16 protein-coding genes and 1 pseudogene are annotated in these 16,555 nt (G+C 71.4%); 12 read left to right on the forward strand and 5 right to left on the reverse strand.

From position 1 onward, the window contains the following. Positions 1-136: 136 nt before the first annotated feature. Positions 137-331, reverse strand: coding sequence for a hypothetical protein (locus STRIP9103_RS17960; protein ID WP_009314188.1), 195 nt, complete (start codon positions 329-331; stop codon positions 137-139). Between the two features lie 89 nt (positions 332-420). Here STRIP9103_RS17960 and STRIP9103_RS17965 point away from each other — a divergent pair, with 89 nt between their 5' ends. The 11 genes from STRIP9103_RS17965 (at position 421) to STRIP9103_RS18015 (ending at position 11,560) form a co-directional block, all read left to right on the forward strand. Further along, positions 421-609 carry a ferredoxin gene (locus STRIP9103_RS17965; RefSeq protein WP_009314194.1) on the forward strand — a complete coding sequence of 63 codons (189 nt, stop codon included), beginning with the start codon at positions 421-423 and terminating at the stop codon, positions 607-609. A gap of 85 nt (positions 610-694) precedes the next feature. Next, positions 695-1,936, forward strand: coding sequence for an NAD(P)/FAD-dependent oxidoreductase (locus STRIP9103_RS17970; protein ID WP_267950629.1), 1,242 nt, complete (start codon positions 695-697; stop codon positions 1,934-1,936). 62 nt (positions 1,937-1,998) lie between these two features. Beyond that, the gene (locus STRIP9103_RS17975; RefSeq protein WP_009314184.1) at positions 1,999-2,811 is read left to right on the forward strand and encodes an acetoacetate decarboxylase family protein; all 813 of its coding nucleotides are present in this window, start codon (positions 1,999-2,001) and stop codon (positions 2,809-2,811) included. 153 nt (positions 2,812-2,964) lie between these two features. Further along, the gene (locus tag STRIP9103_RS17980) at positions 2,965-4,425 is read left to right on the forward strand and encodes an aldehyde dehydrogenase (protein WP_009314189.1); all 1,461 of its coding nucleotides are present in this window, start codon (positions 2,965-2,967) and stop codon (positions 4,423-4,425) included. Continuing rightward, complete coding sequence (locus STRIP9103_RS17985; protein WP_009314193.1) at positions 4,418-5,353, forward strand: 3,4-dihydroxyphenylacetate 2,3-dioxygenase; 936 nt, start codon at positions 4,418-4,420, stop codon at positions 5,351-5,353. Before STRIP9103_RS17980 ends, STRIP9103_RS17985 begins: the two co-directional genes overlap by 8 nt. An 8-nt stretch (positions 5,354-5,361) precedes the next feature. Further along, on the forward strand, positions 5,362-6,207 hold the full coding sequence (locus STRIP9103_RS17990; protein WP_009314195.1) for a fumarylacetoacetate hydrolase family protein: 846 nt from the start codon (positions 5,362-5,364) through the stop codon (positions 6,205-6,207). A gap of 28 nt (positions 6,208-6,235) precedes the next feature. Next, positions 6,236-6,838, forward strand: a complete 603-nt coding sequence (locus STRIP9103_RS17995; RefSeq protein ID WP_009314186.1) for a TetR/AcrR family transcriptional regulator — start codon at positions 6,236-6,238, stop codon at positions 6,836-6,838. 291 nt (positions 6,839-7,129) lie between these two features. After that, on the forward strand, positions 7,130-8,590 hold the full coding sequence (locus tag STRIP9103_RS18000) for an APC family permease (RefSeq protein ID WP_009314185.1): 1,461 nt from the start codon (positions 7,130-7,132) through the stop codon (positions 8,588-8,590). Positions 8,591-8,687: 97 nt separating this feature from the next. After that, complete coding sequence (locus STRIP9103_RS18005) at positions 8,688-10,193, forward strand: aldehyde dehydrogenase (RefSeq protein ID WP_009314180.1); 1,506 nt, start codon at positions 8,688-8,690, stop codon at positions 10,191-10,193. Further along, positions 10,190-10,912, forward strand: coding sequence for a gamma-glutamyl-gamma-aminobutyrate hydrolase family protein (locus tag STRIP9103_RS18010; RefSeq protein WP_009314187.1), 723 nt, complete (start codon positions 10,190-10,192; stop codon positions 10,910-10,912). The genes STRIP9103_RS18005 and STRIP9103_RS18010 overlap by 4 nt, the downstream gene beginning before the upstream one ends. Before the next feature lie 87 nt (positions 10,913-10,999). Continuing rightward, the gene (locus STRIP9103_RS18015) at positions 11,000-11,560 is read left to right on the forward strand and encodes a hypothetical protein (RefSeq protein ID WP_048820492.1); all 561 of its coding nucleotides are present in this window, start codon (positions 11,000-11,002) and stop codon (positions 11,558-11,560) included. Between the two features lie 23 nt (positions 11,561-11,583). On the opposite strand, the gene STRIP9103_RS18020 is transcribed toward STRIP9103_RS18015, so the two are convergent. Further along, complete coding sequence (locus STRIP9103_RS18020; RefSeq protein WP_009314190.1) at positions 11,584-12,156, reverse strand: MarR family winged helix-turn-helix transcriptional regulator; 573 nt, start codon at positions 12,154-12,156, stop codon at positions 11,584-11,586. A gap of 131 nt (positions 12,157-12,287) precedes the next feature. On the opposite strand from STRIP9103_RS18020, the gene STRIP9103_RS18025 reads away from it, so the two are divergent. After that, a complete protein-coding gene (locus STRIP9103_RS18025; RefSeq protein ID WP_009314191.1) occupies positions 12,288-13,226 on the forward strand; it encodes an LLM class flavin-dependent oxidoreductase in 939 nt (312 codons plus the stop codon). 67 nt (positions 13,227-13,293) lie between these two features. Here the strand turns inward: STRIP9103_RS18025 and STRIP9103_RS18030 are convergent, their stop codons facing one another. The 3 genes and pseudogenes from STRIP9103_RS18030 to STRIP9103_RS51555 all read right to left on the reverse strand — a co-directional run. Further along, positions 13,294-14,991 (reverse strand): amidohydrolase, encoded by a 1,698-nt coding sequence (locus STRIP9103_RS18030; protein ID WP_009314182.1) that lies wholly within the window; start codon positions 14,989-14,991, stop codon positions 13,294-13,296. A 103-nt stretch (positions 14,992-15,094) separates the two neighbouring features. After that, positions 15,095-16,096 (reverse strand): ABC transporter permease, encoded by a 1,002-nt coding sequence (locus STRIP9103_RS18035; protein WP_009314181.1) that lies wholly within the window; start codon positions 16,094-16,096, stop codon positions 15,095-15,097. After that, positions 16,093-16,555: pseudogene (locus STRIP9103_RS51555) on the reverse strand (hypothetical protein); the annotation flags it as partial. The gene STRIP9103_RS18035 and the pseudogene STRIP9103_RS51555, both read right to left, overlap by 4 nt.

Below are 16,555 nucleotides of genomic sequence, written 5' to 3' on the forward strand. Positions count from 1 at the left end.
AGCAGGGCCGCCAGGATCAGACCACCGGTCGGGTTGAGTTCCCAGTACTCGCCCGTACCGCCGTTCAGCAGGACCTTGCCGTAGTCCGTGTCGACCAAGGACACGTCCTCGCGCAATTGCATGGAGATGTTCCCCTTCAGATGGTGAGAAGCCAGATCTGGCAGGCGAGCGTGGCGTCGAGGCCGCCGTGCCGCAGTTCGGGCGATGAGGGCCGGAGGGTGATGTCCACGAGGCGTTCGGCATTGATGAGGCCGGCCTTGGCGAGGTGCGACTCCCGCCACAGTTTGGCCAACCGCACCCGGTTCTCCCGCAGGCCGTTGGCCGCCTCCACCGATGCCTCGCCCAGATGATAAGACGCAGCAGGGCCCCTCTGTCCCCTTCACCCCCGCTCCGACGCCCTCACCTCCAGGAGGACCGGCCATGAAGGTCGTCGTCGACATGAACAAGTGCCAGGACCACGGACAGTGCGTCTTCGCGGCCCCCGACGTCTTCTCGATGGACGACGACGGGCATCTGCTGTACGTCTCCGACCCGGACGAAGCGCTGCGCGACGAGGTCGAGGAGGCCGCGGACGTCTGCCCGCTCCAGGCCATCCGGATCGAGGCCTGACATGACCGGCGAACTGGATGTGAGGTGCGTGCCTGACGTGGCGGGCGTACCGGAGCCGACCGAGGCTCCCGGCGGCTCGGCCGAGGTGCCCGCCCCGGCCGCTGGGCGCGTCGTCGTCGCAGGGGCCTCCATGGGCGGGCTGCGCGCCGCCGAGCAACTGCGCGCCGCCGGCTGGACCGGGGCGATCACCGTGGTCGGCGACGAACCCCACATGCCCTACAACCGGCCCCCGCTGTCCAAGGAGGTCCTGGCCGGCAAGGCGTCCCTCGACTCCCTGGCCTTCACTCCCAAGGCCGCCGCGGCCGACGTCGAATGGCGGCTCGGCACCCCCGTCACCGGCGCCCGCCTGGCCGAACGGACCCTCGATCTGGCCGACGGCGACACCCTCGCCTTCGACGGGCTGGTCGTCGCCACCGGCATGCGCCCCAGACGGCTCCGCTGCCCGGGCCCCACCGAGGGCCGTCACACGGTCCGCACCCTCGGCGACGCCCAGGCCCTGCGGGACGCGCTCACGCGACGGCCCGGCGTACGCGTCGTCGTGATCGGCGCCGGCTTCATCGGCTGCGAGGTCGCCGCCACCGCCGTCGCACTCGGCGCCCGCGAGGTGACCGTCGTCGATCCGCTGCCCCTGCCGATGGTCGGCCCCCTCGGCGAACTCCCCGCCCGCGCGCTGCTGCGCCGACATGAGCGACGCGGGGTGCGCTTCGCGCTCGGCACCGGGGTCACCGGACTCGAGGGCCCGGAGGGCGTCGGGGGCGAGGACCGGGTCACGGGCGTGGTGCTGAGCGACGGCAGGGTGCTCCCCGCCGATGTGGTGGTGGAGTCCGTCGGGTCGGTCGCCAACGTCGAGTGGCTGGACGGCAACGGGCTCGACCTCACGGACGGTGTGCTGACCGACGAGCACTTGAGGGTCGGCGGTCTTCCGTACGTGGTCGCCGTGGGTGATGTGGCCCGCTTCCCCAACGCCCGTTACGACGGGGTGCCCCGCCGGGTCGAACACTGGTCCATCCCCACGGACACCGCCAAGCACGCGGCGCGGGTGCTCGTCGCCGGGCTGGGCGGTTCGGAGGCGGACCTCGCGGCCTTCGCGCCGCTGCCGACCTTCTGGAGCGATCAGCACGACTTCCGGCTGCAGTCCTTCGGGGCGCCCGTACTCGGCAAGGACGACGTACGGGTCCTGGACGGCGACCCGGAGGGTGACGTCCTGTTCGGTTACCACAGCGGAGGCCGACTCGTCGGCGTCGTCGCCCTCGGTGGCCAGGCCGCCGCGATGGGCGCCGCCCGCTACCGGGCCCAGCTGCTGAAGCAGCCCGCGCTCGCCTCGTAAGCCGTGTCCCGTACGCCGCTCACACGGTGCCGGCCTCGTAAGCAATGTAAGGAACCCTCGTCATGACCAGTGTTCGCGGTTACTTCCATCCCAAGACGGCGAGCGGTGCCTCGTCGCTCATCCCGTCCCCGCCGTGGCGCTACTCCGGGGACCTGCTCACCGTCGAGTACCGGACCGATCCGGCGCGCGTACGGGAACTGCTGCCCGAGCCGCTGGAATTGGCCGACGAGGACCCCGGCGCGGTCGCGTTGATCTGGGCCGACTGGCAGTCCTGCTCGGCGTCGGGCGCGGAACTGCTCGACCCCGTGCTGTCGCAGTACAAGGAGGCCTTCGCGGTCGTCCGCTGCCGGTACAAGGGACGGACGTACTCGCGATGCGTCTACATCTGGGTCGACAAGGACTTCGCGATCGCCCGCGGGCTGCACCAGGGGTATCCGAAGAAGCTCGGGTCCATCCACCAGACGCGGCCCCACCCGTACGGGCCCGCTCCGCGGATCGAGGCGGGGGCGCGTTTCGGGGCGACGCTGGCGGCGGCCGACCGGCGGTTGGCCCAGACCGTGGTGACCCTGCGGGAGCCGTCGGAGACGAACGGGTTCGTCAACGGGCATCCCATGGCTCATCACCGGTGGCTGCCCTCGATCGAGAAGGGCAAGGGGTTGGCGCTGGACGAGTTGATCGAGTCCGGGGCCGCGTCCTTTGAAGGCGGGCAACCGTGGGTCGGGGACGCCGAGTTGGAGCTGTTCGAGGCGCCCACGGAGGAGCTGGCTCGGCTGTCCGTCGAGGAGCCGATCGCCGCGTATCACCGGCAGGTGGGCGTGGTTTGGGACGGCGGGCGGTTGTTGGAGTCCGGGTTGTCGGGAGCGGCTGCCGAGTGAGGCCGGTGGTCCGCTGCCGGTCCGCCGTGGCTGGCGGAAGGTACCCCCATGGGCGGGAGGGGCCCCATCGCGGCGGAGTCGCATGTCGATACAGCCCCGCGCCCCTGAAAGAAAGACAGGGCGCTCCCTCTTCTTGAATTCGGAGCCAGAGTCATGACCGACAAAATTGTCGTCGCCGGTGTCTCCATCGACACCCGGCACTGGATCGGTGGCCGGCGCGTCGCCTCCGCCGAGACCTTCCCGGACGTCTCGCCCATCGACGGACGTACCCTCGGTGAGATCGCTCGCGGTGGTCCCGCCGAGGCCGAGGCCGCCGTCGCCGCCGCCAAGACGGCCTTCCCCTCCTGGGCGGCCACCTCGCGCGCCGAACGCGCGCGCATCCTCCATGCCATCGCCGACGGGGTCGAGAAGCGGCTCGAAGACTTGGCGATCGTCGAGACGAACGACAACGGGGCGCTGCTGCGCTCGCACCGGCGCGGTGTCATGCCCCGTGTCGCCCACAACTTCCGGTTCTTCGCGGACTGGTTGCTGAAGCTCGACCACGAGGACTTCGAGACGCGCGGGCACAGCAACCATGTGTCGTGGGACCCGGCCGGTCCCTGCGTACTGATCACGCCCTGGAACGCGCCGCTGATGCTGGCCACCTGGAAGGTCGCCCCGGCGCTGGCCGCCGGCGACACCGTGGTCCTCAAGCCCGCCGAGTGGTCGCCGCTGACCGCGTCGCTGCTCGCCGACATCGCCGCCGAGGCGGGGCTGCCGGCCGGCGTGCTGAACGTCGTGCAGGGGTACGGCGCCGAGATCGGCGACACGCTCACCTCGCACCCGGACGTGCGGCGGATCAGCTTCACCGGGTCCGTGCCGACGGCCAGGCGGATCGCGGCGTCGGCGGCGGCGAATCTGACGCCGCTCAGCCTCGAACTCGGCGGCAAGTCACCGCTGTTGGTGTTCGCGGACGCGGACATGGACCTCGCCGTCGACCTCGCGGTGGAGCAGTACGACAACGCCGGGCAGGTGTGTCTCGCGGCCACCCGGTTCCTCGTCGAGGAGCCGGTCGTGGAGGAGTTCACCCGGCGGTTCGTCGAGCGGGCCAGGCAGTTGAAGCAGGGCGATCCGCGCGACGAGGCCACCGACATCGGGCCCACCATCCATCCGCGTCAGCTGGAGAAGATCGACGGGTTCGTGCGGCGGGCGGTCGCGGCCGGGGCGCGGGTGGTCATCGGCGGGCACCGTGAGGACGGGCAGTACTACGCGCCGACGCTGCTCACCGATGTCGCCCAGGACTCCGAGATCGTGCAGGAGGAGGTCTTCGGGCCGGTCCTGACGCTCCAGACCTTCGCCGACGAGGACGAGGCGATCCGGCTGGCCAACGACACCCGCTTCGGGCTGGCCGCCACCCTCGCCACCTCGGACCCGGAGCGCGCCGAACGGGTCACGGCCCGACTGGTCGCGGGGACGGTCTGGGTCAACTGCTTCTTCGTACGGGATCTCCAGGCGCCCTTCGGCGGCTCCCGGCAGTCCGGTGTCGGCCGGGAGGGCGGCACCTGGAGCTTCGACTTCTACTGCGACCTGAAGAACACCGTGACCGCACCGAACGGATGGAAGAACCATGGGTGAGATCGTCGGGGCGGGTCTGCTCGCCCACGTCCCCACCATCGTGCTGCCCGAGGCCGAGCGCCGCGAGCTCAACGAGGGCAAGGAGATCACCCTCGTCACCGGGCTCCGGGAGCTCCGCGGGGACGTCTTCGAGGGCGATGCCGCCAACGAGTACGACACCGTCGTCGTCCTCGACTCGCACTGGGCCACCACCGTCGAGTTCGTCGTCACCGCCCAGCAGCGCCGCGCCGGCCTGTTCACCTCCGAGGAACTGCCGCGCGGAATGTGCCGGATGCCGTACGACTTCCCCGGCGACCCCGAACTCGCGTACAACATCGAGCGGTTCGCGGACCGGCACGGTACCTGGATCACCGCGATCGAGGACGAGTACCTGCCGATCTACTACGCCACCATCAACCTCTGGAAGTACCTGGGGGAGGGGCTGCCCGACAAGCGGTGGGTGACCATCGGTGTCTGCCAGACCGGCGACATGGAGGACCATCTGCGGCTCGGGCGGGCGCTCGCCGACGGCATCGCCGCCACCCCGGGCCGAAGGGTCCTGCTGATCGCCTCCGGCGCGCTGTCGCACACCTTCTGGCCGCTGCGCGAACTGCGCGACCACGAGGCCAGCGACCCGGTCCATATCTTCACGCCCGAGGCCCGCGAGGCCGACTACGAGCGGATCGCCTGGTTCAAGGAGGGCCGGCACGACAAGGTCCTCGACACCATGGACGAGTTCTGGAAGTTCAAGCCCGAGGCCAAGTTCTTCCACTACCTGATGATGGCCGGCGCCCTCGGCGAGCAGGCCTGTATCGCCAAGGCCCGCCAATACGGCGAGTACGAGAACTCCGTCGGCACCGGCCAGGTCCACCTCTGGTTCGACCGCCCCGCCGACGGCTGGACCGGCACCGGCCTGCCCGCCCCGAGCACCCCGCACAGCCGCATCTAGGAGCCCCCATGCCCGAATACCGCCGTATCCTCCTCGACGGCGCCGTCGTCCAGGTCACCGTCGAGGGCGACGAACTGGTCGCCGGGGACGGCCGCCGTGTCAAGACCGACGACGCCCGGCATCTGCCCCCGGTCGTGCCGTCGAAGGTCATCGCCGTCCATCTCAACCACCGCAGCCGCGTCGACGAGTTCCGGATCGAACTCCCCGAGACCCCGACCTACTTCCACAAGCCGACCTCCTCCCTCAACTCCCACCAGGGCGCGATCGTCCGCCCCGAGGGCTGCAAGTGGCTCAACTACGAGGGCGAGGTGGCCATCGTCATCGGCAGGACGGCCCGGAACATCGCGCCGGATGAGGCGGGTGAGTACATCGCCGGATACACGATCGCCAACGACTACGGTCTGCACGACTTCCGCGACACCGACGCCGGTTCGATGCTCCGGGTGAAGGGCTCCGACACCCTCTGCCCGCTCGGCCCGGGCCTCGTCACCGACTGGGACTTCCACGGCAGGCGGCTGCGGACGTATGTCAACGGCGAGGTCGTCCAGGACGGTTCGACGGACGAGATGAAGTGGGACATGCACTACCTCGTCGCCGACATCGCCCGCACGATCACCCTGTACCCCGGCGATGTGCTTCTGTCCGGCACGCCCGCCAACTCCCGCCCCGTCCAGCCCGGCGACGTCGTCGAGGTGGAGGTCGAGGGCCTCGGGCGGCTCACCAACCACATCGTCACCGGCCCCACTCCCGTGCGGACCGACGTGGGGGCCCAGCCCACCGAGTCCGAGGAGGTGCTGTCCACCGCGCTCGGCGGCGACTGGGAGTTCCGAGGGATCAGGCCTCCACGTCGCTGAGGTGGGCGGCGCCGGTAGGGTCGCGGGCATGACCGAGTCCGTCGAGCCGACCGACCGCAGCCGTCCCCGTAAGCGTGTGAACTACGGTGCCGGCCGTGAGGCCCTGCTCGACGCGGCCGTACGGGTCGTGGCCCACGGTGGGCTGCGCAAGCTCACGTACCGGGCGGTGGCGGAGGAGGCGGGGGTCACCCACGGGCTCGTCGTGCACCACTTCGGCTCGCGCGACGCGCTCATCGAGGAGGCCCTCGCACACGCCATCCGCTCCTCGCTCAGCAGCAGCGCGATGGAGACCGGCACGGGTGAGGCCGCCACCTTCGCCGCCGGCCTCACGGAGATGGTCGAGTCCGGACCGGATCTCCAGGCGTTCCAGTACGAACTGCTGCTGGAGTCCCGCCGCCGGCCCGAGCTGCTGCCGCATCTGCGCGCGCTGTACGAGGAGTACTTCGACGCGGCCCGTCGCGAGCTGACCCAGATGCTGCCGGGACCGGTGAGCGAGGGGTTCTCCCGGATGGTCTTCGCCACGCTGGAGGGCCTTGTCCTGCACCAGCTCGTCTTCGGCGAGCGCGCGGTCATCGAGGACGCGCTGGGTGAGCTGCGCGGGGTGCTGCGCCGGCTGTCCGACACCGACTGAGGCTCGCGCCGAACGGTTCCCTCGAGTTCGGGTGAGGGCGAGCAACCACACACAACCCGCACGCACCCACTCACCGCACCCCCCCAGCCCCCGGCGGGGGCTGGGGGGCAGCCCCCTGATGGGGGTCCCCCCGCTCGAGCGAAGCCGAGAGTGGGGGAGGGACGGGTAGGGGCGGCGGGGGCGAGAAAGAACCCGTCCTCACCCCCTTGCCAAACGGATAGTTCGGCCCCACGATAAGGCAACTCGTTTGGCCTGAAACGACCCTCTCCCCTCCCCAGGCAGGTGATCCGAGTGGACAGTCAGACGGCGGTCGGCAACCCGACCGAGACCGAGACCTCCACCGCCCGCAGGCTCAAGCCGAACTCCCTCGGCGTACTGGGCATCCTCTTCTTCGTCCTCTCCGCCCAGGCGCCGCTCACCGGCATCGCGGGCTCCGTCCCCATCTCCGTCGCCATCGGCAACGGTCCCGGCACCCCCGCCGCCTACGCGGCCGCCGGAGTGATCACCCTGCTCTTCTCCGTCGGCTTCGTGGCGATGGGCCGGCACGTGGTCGACGCCGGTGCCTTCTACACGTACATCGGCAAGGGCCTCGGCCGCGCCGTCGGCACCGGCAGCGCCGGGATCGCCCTCTTCGCCTACTGCGCGATCCAGGCCGCCATGTACGGCCTGTACGGGGCGACGGTGAGCGGCCTGCTGGCGCACTACACGGAAGCCGACGTGCCGTGGTGGGCGTGTTCCCTGGTGACCATGGCGATCGTCCAGGTCCTCGGCGGCGCGGGCATCGAGATGGGCGCCCGGGTGCTGGCGGTCTTCGTCATGGCGGAGTTCAGCATCCTGAGCGTCTTCGCGCTCGTCACGTTCTTCAAGGGCGGCGGACCGGAGGGGCTGGGCCTCGCGCAGTCGTTCTCGCCGGGGGAGGTCCTGGAGGGCGCCCCGGGTGTGGCGCTGATGTTCGCCGTCGCGTCGATGATCGGCTTCGAGGCCACCGCGATCTACGGCGAGGAGGCGCGCGAGCCACGCAGAACCGTCCCACGGGCGACCTATCTGGCCGTCGCCCTCGTCACCGGCTTCTTCGCCTTCGCCTCATGGATGCTGGTCTCCGCGTACGGCGCCTCGAAGGCGCCCGCAGCCGCGGGCAAGGCGCTGGAGAGCGGCGACTCGACCGCGTTCGTCTTCGCCCCGATCGCCGACCTCTTCGGCTCCTGGGTGAACGACGTCCTGCCGATCCTGCTGGCCACCTCCCTCTTCGCCGGCATCCTCGCCTTCCACAACTCCGCCAACCGCTATCTGTACTCGCTGGGCCGCGACGGACTGCTGCCCCACCGGCTCACGAGGATCAACCGCCGCCACTCGCCCGGTGTCGCGGGCGCCGTCCAGACCGCCGTCGCGGTGCTGCTGGTCGTCCCGTTCGCGCCGGCCGGCAAGGACCCGGTGCTCACCCTGTTCTCCTGGGGCAGCGGCGTGGCGGTCCTCGGCATCATGCTGCTGTACTTCCTGACGTCGGTCTCCGTGGTCGCCTTCTTCCGCAGGGAACGCCTCGACACCCGGCCCTGGAACACCCTGATCGCCCCGGCCCTCGGCGCGCTCGGCATCGTCGGCGCGATCTGGCTGGTCGTGGAGAACTTCACCACCCTCATCGGCGGCGACAGCGGTACCGCCATGTGGCTGGAGCTGTCCATTCCGGCCGTGATGCTGCTGGGGATCGTCGGCGCCCGCCTCAAGCGCCCGCTCCCGGCCGCGAGCGACGGCTGAGCGCAGGCCTCCGGCATCCACCGGAGAACGGGCAGCCCCATCCCCTCATGGTTTGAACCCAAACAACCGACCTGTTCGAAACGGCTTGGAGGTCCCCATGCCCGCCGCCACCCACGACGAGTGGCTTCGCCGCGCCAAGGCGCTGGAGGTGCCCGGCGCGCACCACATCGACGGCGCCGACGAACCGGGTGGCGGCGGCACCTTCACCGTCGTCTCACCCCGCGACGGCCAGGTCGTCGCCGAGGTCGCCGACGGCGGACCCGCCGAGATCGACGCCGCCGTCACCGCCGCCCGCCGCGCCTTCGACACCGGCCCCTGGCCCCGCCTCGCACCCGCCGAGCGCGGCCGGGTCCTGCTGCGCATCGCCGAACTCCTCGAAGAGCAGCGGGAGTCACTGGCCCTCGCGGTCAGCCTGGAAATGGGCAAGCCCATCACGGACGCGTACGGCATCGAACTGCGCGCCGCCATCAACACCTTCCGCTGGTACGGGCAACTCGCCGACAAGCTCACCGACGAGTCCCCGCACACCGCTCCCGACGCCCTCGCCCTCGTCACCCGCGAACCCGCCGGTGTGGTCGGCGCGGTCGTCCCGTGGAACTTCCCCCTGACCCTGGCGAGCTGGAAGGTCGCCCCGGCCCTGGCCGCCGGCTGCACGGTCGTGCTCAAGCCCTCCGAGAACTCACCGCTCTCCGCGCTCCTGCTGGGGCGGCTCGCGACCGAGGCCGGGCTGCCACCCGGCGTCCTGAACGTCGTGGGCGGCAACGGCCCGGTGGCCGGCCGCGCCCTCGGGCTCCACCCCGACGTCGACGTCCTCGCCTTCACCGGCTCCACCGCCGTCGGCCGCCACTTCCTGCACTACTCCGCCGACTCCAACCTCAAGCGCGTCTGGCTGGAGCTCGGCGGCAAGTCGCCGAACATCGTCCTGCCGGACGCCCCCGACCTGGACAGGGCCGCCGCCACCGCCGCCTGGGGCATCTTCTTCAACCAGGGCGAGATGTGCACCGCCCCCTCCCGTCTCCTGGTCCACTCCTCCATCGCCGAACAGATCACCGACGCCGTCGTCCGCCGGGCCCGTGAACTGCGTGTCGGCGACCCGCTCGACCCGGCCACCGAGATGGGGCCACTGGTCAGGAACGGCCACCTGGAGCGCGTACTCGACCACGTACGGCACGGCGTCGAGGAGGGCGCGCGCCTGCGCACCGGCGGGGACCGGCTCGGTGCCGGGACCGACACGGCCGCGGCCGGCGGCAGCTTCCTGCAGCCCACCGTGTTCGACCAGGTCGACCCCGGCTCCCGGCTCGCCCGCGAGGAGATCTTCGGCCCCGTCCTGTCCGTCCTCGCCTTCGACGACCTCGACGAGGCGATACGACTGGCCAACGCCACCGAGTACGGCCTCGCCGCCGGCCTGTGGACCTCCGACCTGTCCACCGCACACCGCGTCTCACGTGCCCTGAAGGCCGGCACGGTCTGGGTCAACTGCTACGAGGAGGGCGACCTGACCGTGCCCTTCGGCGGTATGAAGCAGTCCGGCAACGGCCGGGACAAGTCCGCGCACGCCCTGGAGAAATACACCGATCTCAAGACGACCTGGATCCAGCTGTGACCCGGCCCCTGATCGCCGTTCCGGCGCGTTTCGCCGCCACCACCTCCGCACTGCGGTACGCCGCCGAGGTCAACGCCCGCGCACTGATCGAGGCCGTGTGGCGGGCGGGCGGCGAACCGGCGAGCATTCACCCCGCCGACTCCGACGTCCCCCTCCGCCTCGCCCGCTTCGACGGCGTCCTGCTCCCCGGCGGCGGCGACCTCGCACCGCACCGCTACGGCGCGGCGGGCGTCCACGAGACCGTCTACGACGTCGACGACACCCAGGACGCCTTCGACCTCGAAGTGGCCCGCACCGCACTGGAGTCGGGCCTGCCGTTGCTGGCGATCTGCCGGGGTCTGCAGGTGGTCAATGTCGTCCTCGGCGGCACCCTTGAGCAGGACATGGGCGGCCCCGAGCGTGAGCACCGGCATGTCGTCCACCCCGTGAGCCTGCGGCCGGGGTCGGATCTGGCAGGGGCGATGGGGGTGGAGAAGACCGACGTGTCCTGCTACCACCACCAGCGCGTCGACCGGCTGGGTGCCGGCCTCGAAGTGACGGCCACGGCGGCGGACGGCACCGTCGAAGGGCTCGAACTTCCGGGCGCCCGGGGCTGGTTCACGGCCGTCCAGTGGCACCCCGAGGACACCGCTCACGAGGACCCGGCCCAGCAAGGGCTGTTCGACGCCTTCGTGCGAGCGGCCCGGCAACACGGCGGGCCGCGGGGGCGGTTGCCGTGACCATGACCACCCCTAGGGGTCGTTCACCGGGTTCGACGGGGGGAAGCCCGGATAGGCCGCAGTGCGGTGGCATGGGACCGTTTTCGTATGTCATCCACGCCCACCGGAATGCGCGTCTGTGCCCTCGCGGCCCCGATCCTGCTGTTGCTCTACGGAGTGCTGCGCTGGGTCGACGGCCTGGACGGCGCGCACGGACCGGGGCTCGCCTGGAATGTCGGCCACACCCTGTTCCTCATCGCGTTCGTCCTGTTCGGTCTGTTGACCATCGGCCTGCGGCAGCTGCACCCGGTCGGCACGGCGCGGGGGCGGCTCGTGGTGAACTCGGCCACCGCCGCAGGGCTGTTCGGCGTGGGCTGTTTCCTCTGGGTGATCCTCACCGACCTCTTCGCGGACCTGGACGAAGCGGCACCGCTGCCCGAACCGCTGGAGATGATCGGCCCGTTGGCGTTCCAGATCGGCATGCTCACCCTGTTGGCCCTGCTGGTGGCCGGCCGGCCACGACGACTGCCCCTATGGAGCCCACTGTCGGTGTTCGCGGGCTTCCTCCTGATCGCCGTGGACCTCGATCTACTGCCCGTGGCCTCCCCGCTGGTGCTGGTCGGCCTGGCGCCGCTGGCCCGAATACCCGGCCCCACGGCGCGGACCTAGGCCTCCCGGAGAAGCCCCGGCCGTCAGGCCTTCGGGCGACGGCCGCTGCGGCGGGGCGCGGGTTCGGCGCCGTCGAGAAGGGCTCGGCGACGCTCCTCGCCGTGCTCCTCCACCTGGAGCACGACACTGCGCAGCCCCTCCGCGAGGCTGCGGCACTCCGCGTCGCTGAGCTGCCCGGTGACGAACGCCTCCTCGTCGTTGAACTGCGGGAACACCCGCTGCATCAGCTCCTCGCCCTTGTCGGTGAGGCTGAGCAGCACCAGCCGGCCGTCAGTGGGGTGATCGGCACGCCGCATCAGCCCCCGTGACTCCAAGGTGCGCGCCACACCCGTGAGCGTGCCCTTGGAGATGCCCGCCTCCTCCGCCACATGCCGCGTCTCGGACTCGCCCCACACCCATACGACCCACAGCACCACGAAGGCCGTCCAGGTGAGGTCGGAGCCGCGCAGCACGGAGTTCTCCAGATGCTGTCGTACCGCGGAGGCGGCCCGGTAGATGTTCGCCACCGCCGCCATCTGCTCCCGGCGGATCGGGATGCCCCCGAGCTTCGCCTCGGCGAGCTTCTCGGCTTCGGTGATGGATCGCTGGCCGGGCACGGGCGCTCCTTCGGTCACATGCTCTATCGGCCGGACCGGAGAGCCGACTTCGGCCCTTGCGGTCCTGACCCTTCGTTCGTTCGGTCATTCGATCGTTCGGACTCAAATTGTACGGAAGAAGGGAATCCGTCATGAACACCCCACCGCGCATGCTGCTGGTCCTCAGCGAGAACTGGACACTGACGGGCGGCCGGGCCGATCTGCCCACCGCCGTACGGTGGGCGCGCGAGGCCGAGGACGCCGGGTTCGACTCCGTCATGGTCAGCGAACACATCGTGCTGGGCCCGGACGCCGCCGCCGACGGCATCATGGGCAACCCCCGCGACTACGCACTCCCCGGCGACCAGGACCCGTACACGCCCTGGCCCAACTCCCTGCTGCTGCTCGCCGCCATCGCCTCCGTCACCGAGCGCCTGCGGCTGGCCGCCGCCGTCCTGGCCCCGCTGCGGCACCCCCTGCTGATGGCCAGGGAACTCGGCACCCTCGATCTGCTCAGCGAGGGACGGCTGCTGGTGCAACCGACGGTCAGCTGGAGCAAGGACGAATACGACGCGCTCGGTGTGCCCTTCGCCGGCCGGGGCCGACTGCTCGACGAACACCTCCACGTCTGGGCCAAGGCCTGGGGACCGTCCCCGATCTCCCACGACAGCGAGCACTACCCGTTCCGCGACGTCTACTTCGAACCCAAGGCATACCGCCCCGAGGGCCCGAGACTGTGGTTCGGCGGACAGCGCCTGCACGGTCCCGTACTGCGCCGACTGGTGAAGTACGGTCACGGCTTCCACCCGCTGGGCCGCCCGACCCCCGAGGATCTGCGGACGCTCCGGGAGGCGATGGCCGCCGCCGGCCGGGACGTCGCCGAACTGGAGATGATCGGCGGCACCCAGGCCGTCTTCCCCGACGACCACTCCCCGGCCGACCTCGGCGCGGCCCTCGCCTCCATACCGGAACAGCTGGAACAGGGCTTCACGACCTTCTGCATCAAGCCCAACCAGTTCATCGACGACCCCGACGAGGTGGGCGCCTTCTGCAAGGAGGTCATACGCCGGGTGACGGCACTGACCGGCTGAGGCGGGCACGGCGGCGCACCGCCGACCCGCCCCGATTGCTCGGCGCTCGCGCCCGACCCCGCCCCTTTCACCGTTCGAAGACGACCCCGCCGTCGAACACCGTCATGTCGACCTCGACCCGGGTGATGTCACGCGGGTCCAGATCGAGGAGCGGTCGGTCCAGGACGCACAGGTCGGCGACCTTGCCCACCTCCACGGAGCCCTTCCAGTCCTCGGCGAAGTCCTGGCGGGCCGGGTTGACGGTGTAGGCGCGCAGGGCCTCGGCCAGGCCCACGCGCTGCTCCGGGCCGCTGACCCGACCGCTGGCCTTGGACTCCCGCAGCAGCATCCCGGCCACACCCTGGCGCCAGTCGGGCACGGTGATCGGCGCGTCCGAGCTGGCGCACACCGCGACGCCCGCCTCGAAGGCCGACCGGACGGGCCACTCGTACGCCGACCGCTCCGGGCCCACGACCTCCTCCATCAGGTCGGAGATCGTCCACTTGATGGCGGGGTTCATATTGACGCCGTAACCGTGCGCGGCGAGCTTGGCGAGGCTGTCCGCGCCGATGAAGTCGCCGTGGATGACGTAGTGCCGGGCGTCGGGGCGGGGCGCGGCCTCGTTCGCGGCGAGGAAGGCGTCCACCACGGTGTCGATGGCCCGGTCGCCGGTGACATGGACGCCCAGCTGGTAGCCGGCCTCGTGGGCGATGCGGATCATGTCGTTCAGCTCGTCCACCTGGAGCTCGGGTGTGTGCCCGTGGACGCAGAGGGAGCCGTGACCGCCGTCGAGGTAGGGCTCGTTCATCCAGGCCGTACGGTTCGGGGGAACCCCGTCGGCGAAGATCTTCACGCCGATGGCGTTGAGGCGCCGGGGGTCCGCGGAGGCGGGGCGGTGGAGTTCGGCGAGGCCCTTGCGGACGTCGTCGGCGGAGCCGCCCATGGGTGCGGGCAGGAGGAGGACGCTGACCCGGGCGTGCAGACCGCCGGTCGCGGCGAGGTCGGCGTACGCGGTCCAGTTGTCGGTGCTCAGTCCGCCGAAGGGGGTCTCGGCGCCGCCGGGGCCGAGACCGGGCTCGGTGTAGCTGGTGATGCCGCGCGAATGGAGTTCGGCGACGACGCCCCGGATGGCCTGGCGCCGCTGGGCGACGGTGGGGGAGGGCAGGGCGGCCTGGAGCAGGCCCTGGGCCGCCTCGCGCAGGATGCCGGTCGGCCGGCCGTCGGCGTCGCGGTCGATGACCCCGCCGTCGGGCGCCTCGGTGGTCGCGTCGATCCCGCACCGGCGCAGCGCCTCGCTGTTGGCCCACAGCATGTGCTGCGAGAAGTCGGTCAGACAGACCGGATGGTGCGGGGCGACCGCGTCCAGGTCCGTGCGGTGCGGGAAGCGCCCGGGGTCGGCCAGACACTCGGCGAGATAGCCGGGGTCCCAGCCCAGGCCGACGATCCACTCGCCGGGCCCGGCACCCCGTACGGCCTCACGCACCGCCGCCGTGATGTCGGCGATCGAGCCGACCGCGGGGTGGCCGACGTCGAGGGCGAAAGGCGGCTTGGCCAGGCCGTACGCGGCGCCGTGCAGATGCGAGTCGTTGATGCCCGGCAGCACGGTCCGCCCCGCCAGCTCGACGACCCGGGTCGTCGGCCCGGCCAGGGTGCGCATCTCGGCGTCCGTGCCGACCGCGACGATCTCCCGACCGCGCACGGCCACCCCCTCGGCGACCGTGAAACCGGCGTCGACGGTGATGACCTGACCGCCTGTCAGGACGAGAGTGGGGGAGGTGTCGCTCACGAGGACCTCTCTGGGTTGATCGAACAGGGGGAGCAGGGGAGTAGGGGGAGCAGGGGGAGGAGTGCCGTCACCGGGTCGGGCTCGCTCAGGGTTCGGGGACTCGTCATCGGGTCGGGCGTGGGCCGAAGTACGCGAGGGCGGCGCCCGCCACCAGGGCCACACCCTGGGCCATCTGCTGCCAGAACGTCGGCACGCTCAGCAGTGTCAGCCCGTTCTGCAGACAACCGAGGAACAGCACGCCGAGCAGCACCCCGAGCACCGAGCCGGAACCCCCGCTGAGCGCGACGCCGCCCAGCAGGACCGCGGTGAGCACCGTCAGCTCGAAGCCCGCGCCCGAGGTGCCCGCGACCACGCTGTCCAGCACCGACGCCTTGATGGCCCCGGCCAGCGCCGCCGCCGTACCCGTGGCCACGAACAGCGCGAAGGGCGTACGGCGGACGTCGATGCCGGAGAGGTACGCGGCCTCCCGGTTGACACCGATCGCGAACACATGCCGCCCGGTCGGCGTGTACGCCAGGAACAGCGCCCCGGCGACCAGTACGGCCGCGGCGATCACGACCGGCGCCGCGATCCCGGCGATCCGCGCCCCGCCCAGCCACGCGAACCCGTCGCCGAACCCGCTGAGCGGCAGCGGGAACAGTTGCTGGGCCAGTCCGCGAACGGCCGCCAGCATGCCCAGTGTCACGATGAACGGCGACAGCCCCAGATAGCAGCACAGCACTCCGTTCACGGCACCGACCGCCGCGCCGACGGCCAGCGCCCCGAGCACGGCGACGACCGGGGACTGGGCCTGCTCGCCCGCGAGCCAGCCGGCCACCAGCGCGCCCAGCGCGAGCGTCGAACCGACCGACAGATCGAGATACCCGCTGATGACGAGCAGGGCCAGCGGTACGGCGACGATCGCGAGGGCGGCGGCGTCGGTGGCGATCCCGCGCAGATTGCCCGGGTCGAGGAAGCTGCCGGTGGACAGCTGGAACACCAGTACCAACAGGGCGAGTACGAGGAGAAGGGGGTGGCGCCGCAGGGCCGCCAGGCCGTGCGCGGCCAGGGCACGCGGGCCGGGAACGGCGCGTTCGGCGACGGTCGCCGTGGTCGCGGTGGTCATGCTGCTCCTTCGTGGGACGGGGTGTGGGGCACGGCCGGATCGCCACCGGGCGGCTTCGGGGCGGTGCCCGGCGGGATCGGATCGCCACCGGGTGACTCTGGGGTGGTGTCGGGCGGCTTCGGGGCGGTGCCGCGTGGATTCGGGGCGCTGCCGAGCGGGTTCGAATCTCCGTCGGCCGGCGTCGGGGCGGTGTCGGCCCCGTCCGAGGCGGTGTCGGCCGTGCCCGCCTCGTGCACGGCCGACAGCAGGGCCTCTTCGGTGAGTTCGGGGCCGGACATTTCGCCGACGATCCGCCCCCGGTCGACGACCAGACAGCGGTGGGCGAGCGTGGCCGCTTCCTCCGGGTCGCTGGAGGCGAACAGCACGGCCGTGCCCCGCTGTTCGGCGAGCCCGGCCACGACGTCGTAGATCTCCTGACGAGCACCGACGTCCACGCCCTGGGTCGGCTCGTCCAGCAGC

The organism is Streptomyces ipomoeae 91-03, from assembly GCF_000317595.1.
Lineage (GTDB): Bacteria > Actinomycetota > Actinomycetes > Streptomycetales > Streptomycetaceae > Streptomyces > Streptomyces ipomoeae.

Coding starts and splice junctions, on each gene's coding strand:
- STRIP9103_RS17965 (WP_009314194.1), top strand. CDS start 421: ATGAAGGTCGTCGTCGACATGAACAAGTGCCAGGACCACGGACAGTGC.
- STRIP9103_RS17975 (WP_009314184.1), top strand. CDS start 1,999: ATGACCAGTGTTCGCGGTTACTTCCATCCCAAGACGGCGAGCGGTGCC.
- STRIP9103_RS17980 (WP_009314189.1), top strand. CDS start 2,965: ATGACCGACAAAATTGTCGTCGCCGGTGTCTCCATCGACACCCGGCAC.
- STRIP9103_RS17985 (WP_009314193.1), top strand. CDS start 4,418: ATGGGTGAGATCGTCGGGGCGGGTCTGCTCGCCCACGTCCCCACCATC.
- STRIP9103_RS17990 (WP_009314195.1), top strand. CDS start 5,362: ATGCCCGAATACCGCCGTATCCTCCTCGACGGCGCCGTCGTCCAGGTC.
- STRIP9103_RS17995 (WP_009314186.1), top strand. CDS start 6,236: ATGACCGAGTCCGTCGAGCCGACCGACCGCAGCCGTCCCCGTAAGCGT.
- STRIP9103_RS18005 (WP_009314180.1), top strand. CDS start 8,688: ATGCCCGCCGCCACCCACGACGAGTGGCTTCGCCGCGCCAAGGCGCTG.
- STRIP9103_RS18015 (WP_048820492.1), top strand. CDS start 11,000: ATGTCATCCACGCCCACCGGAATGCGCGTCTGTGCCCTCGCGGCCCCG.
- STRIP9103_RS18025 (WP_009314191.1), top strand. CDS start 12,288: ATGAACACCCCACCGCGCATGCTGCTGGTCCTCAGCGAGAACTGGACA.
- STRIP9103_RS18035 (WP_009314181.1), bottom strand. CDS start 16,096: ATGACCACCGCGACCACGGCGACCGTCGCCGAACGCGCCGTTCCCGGC.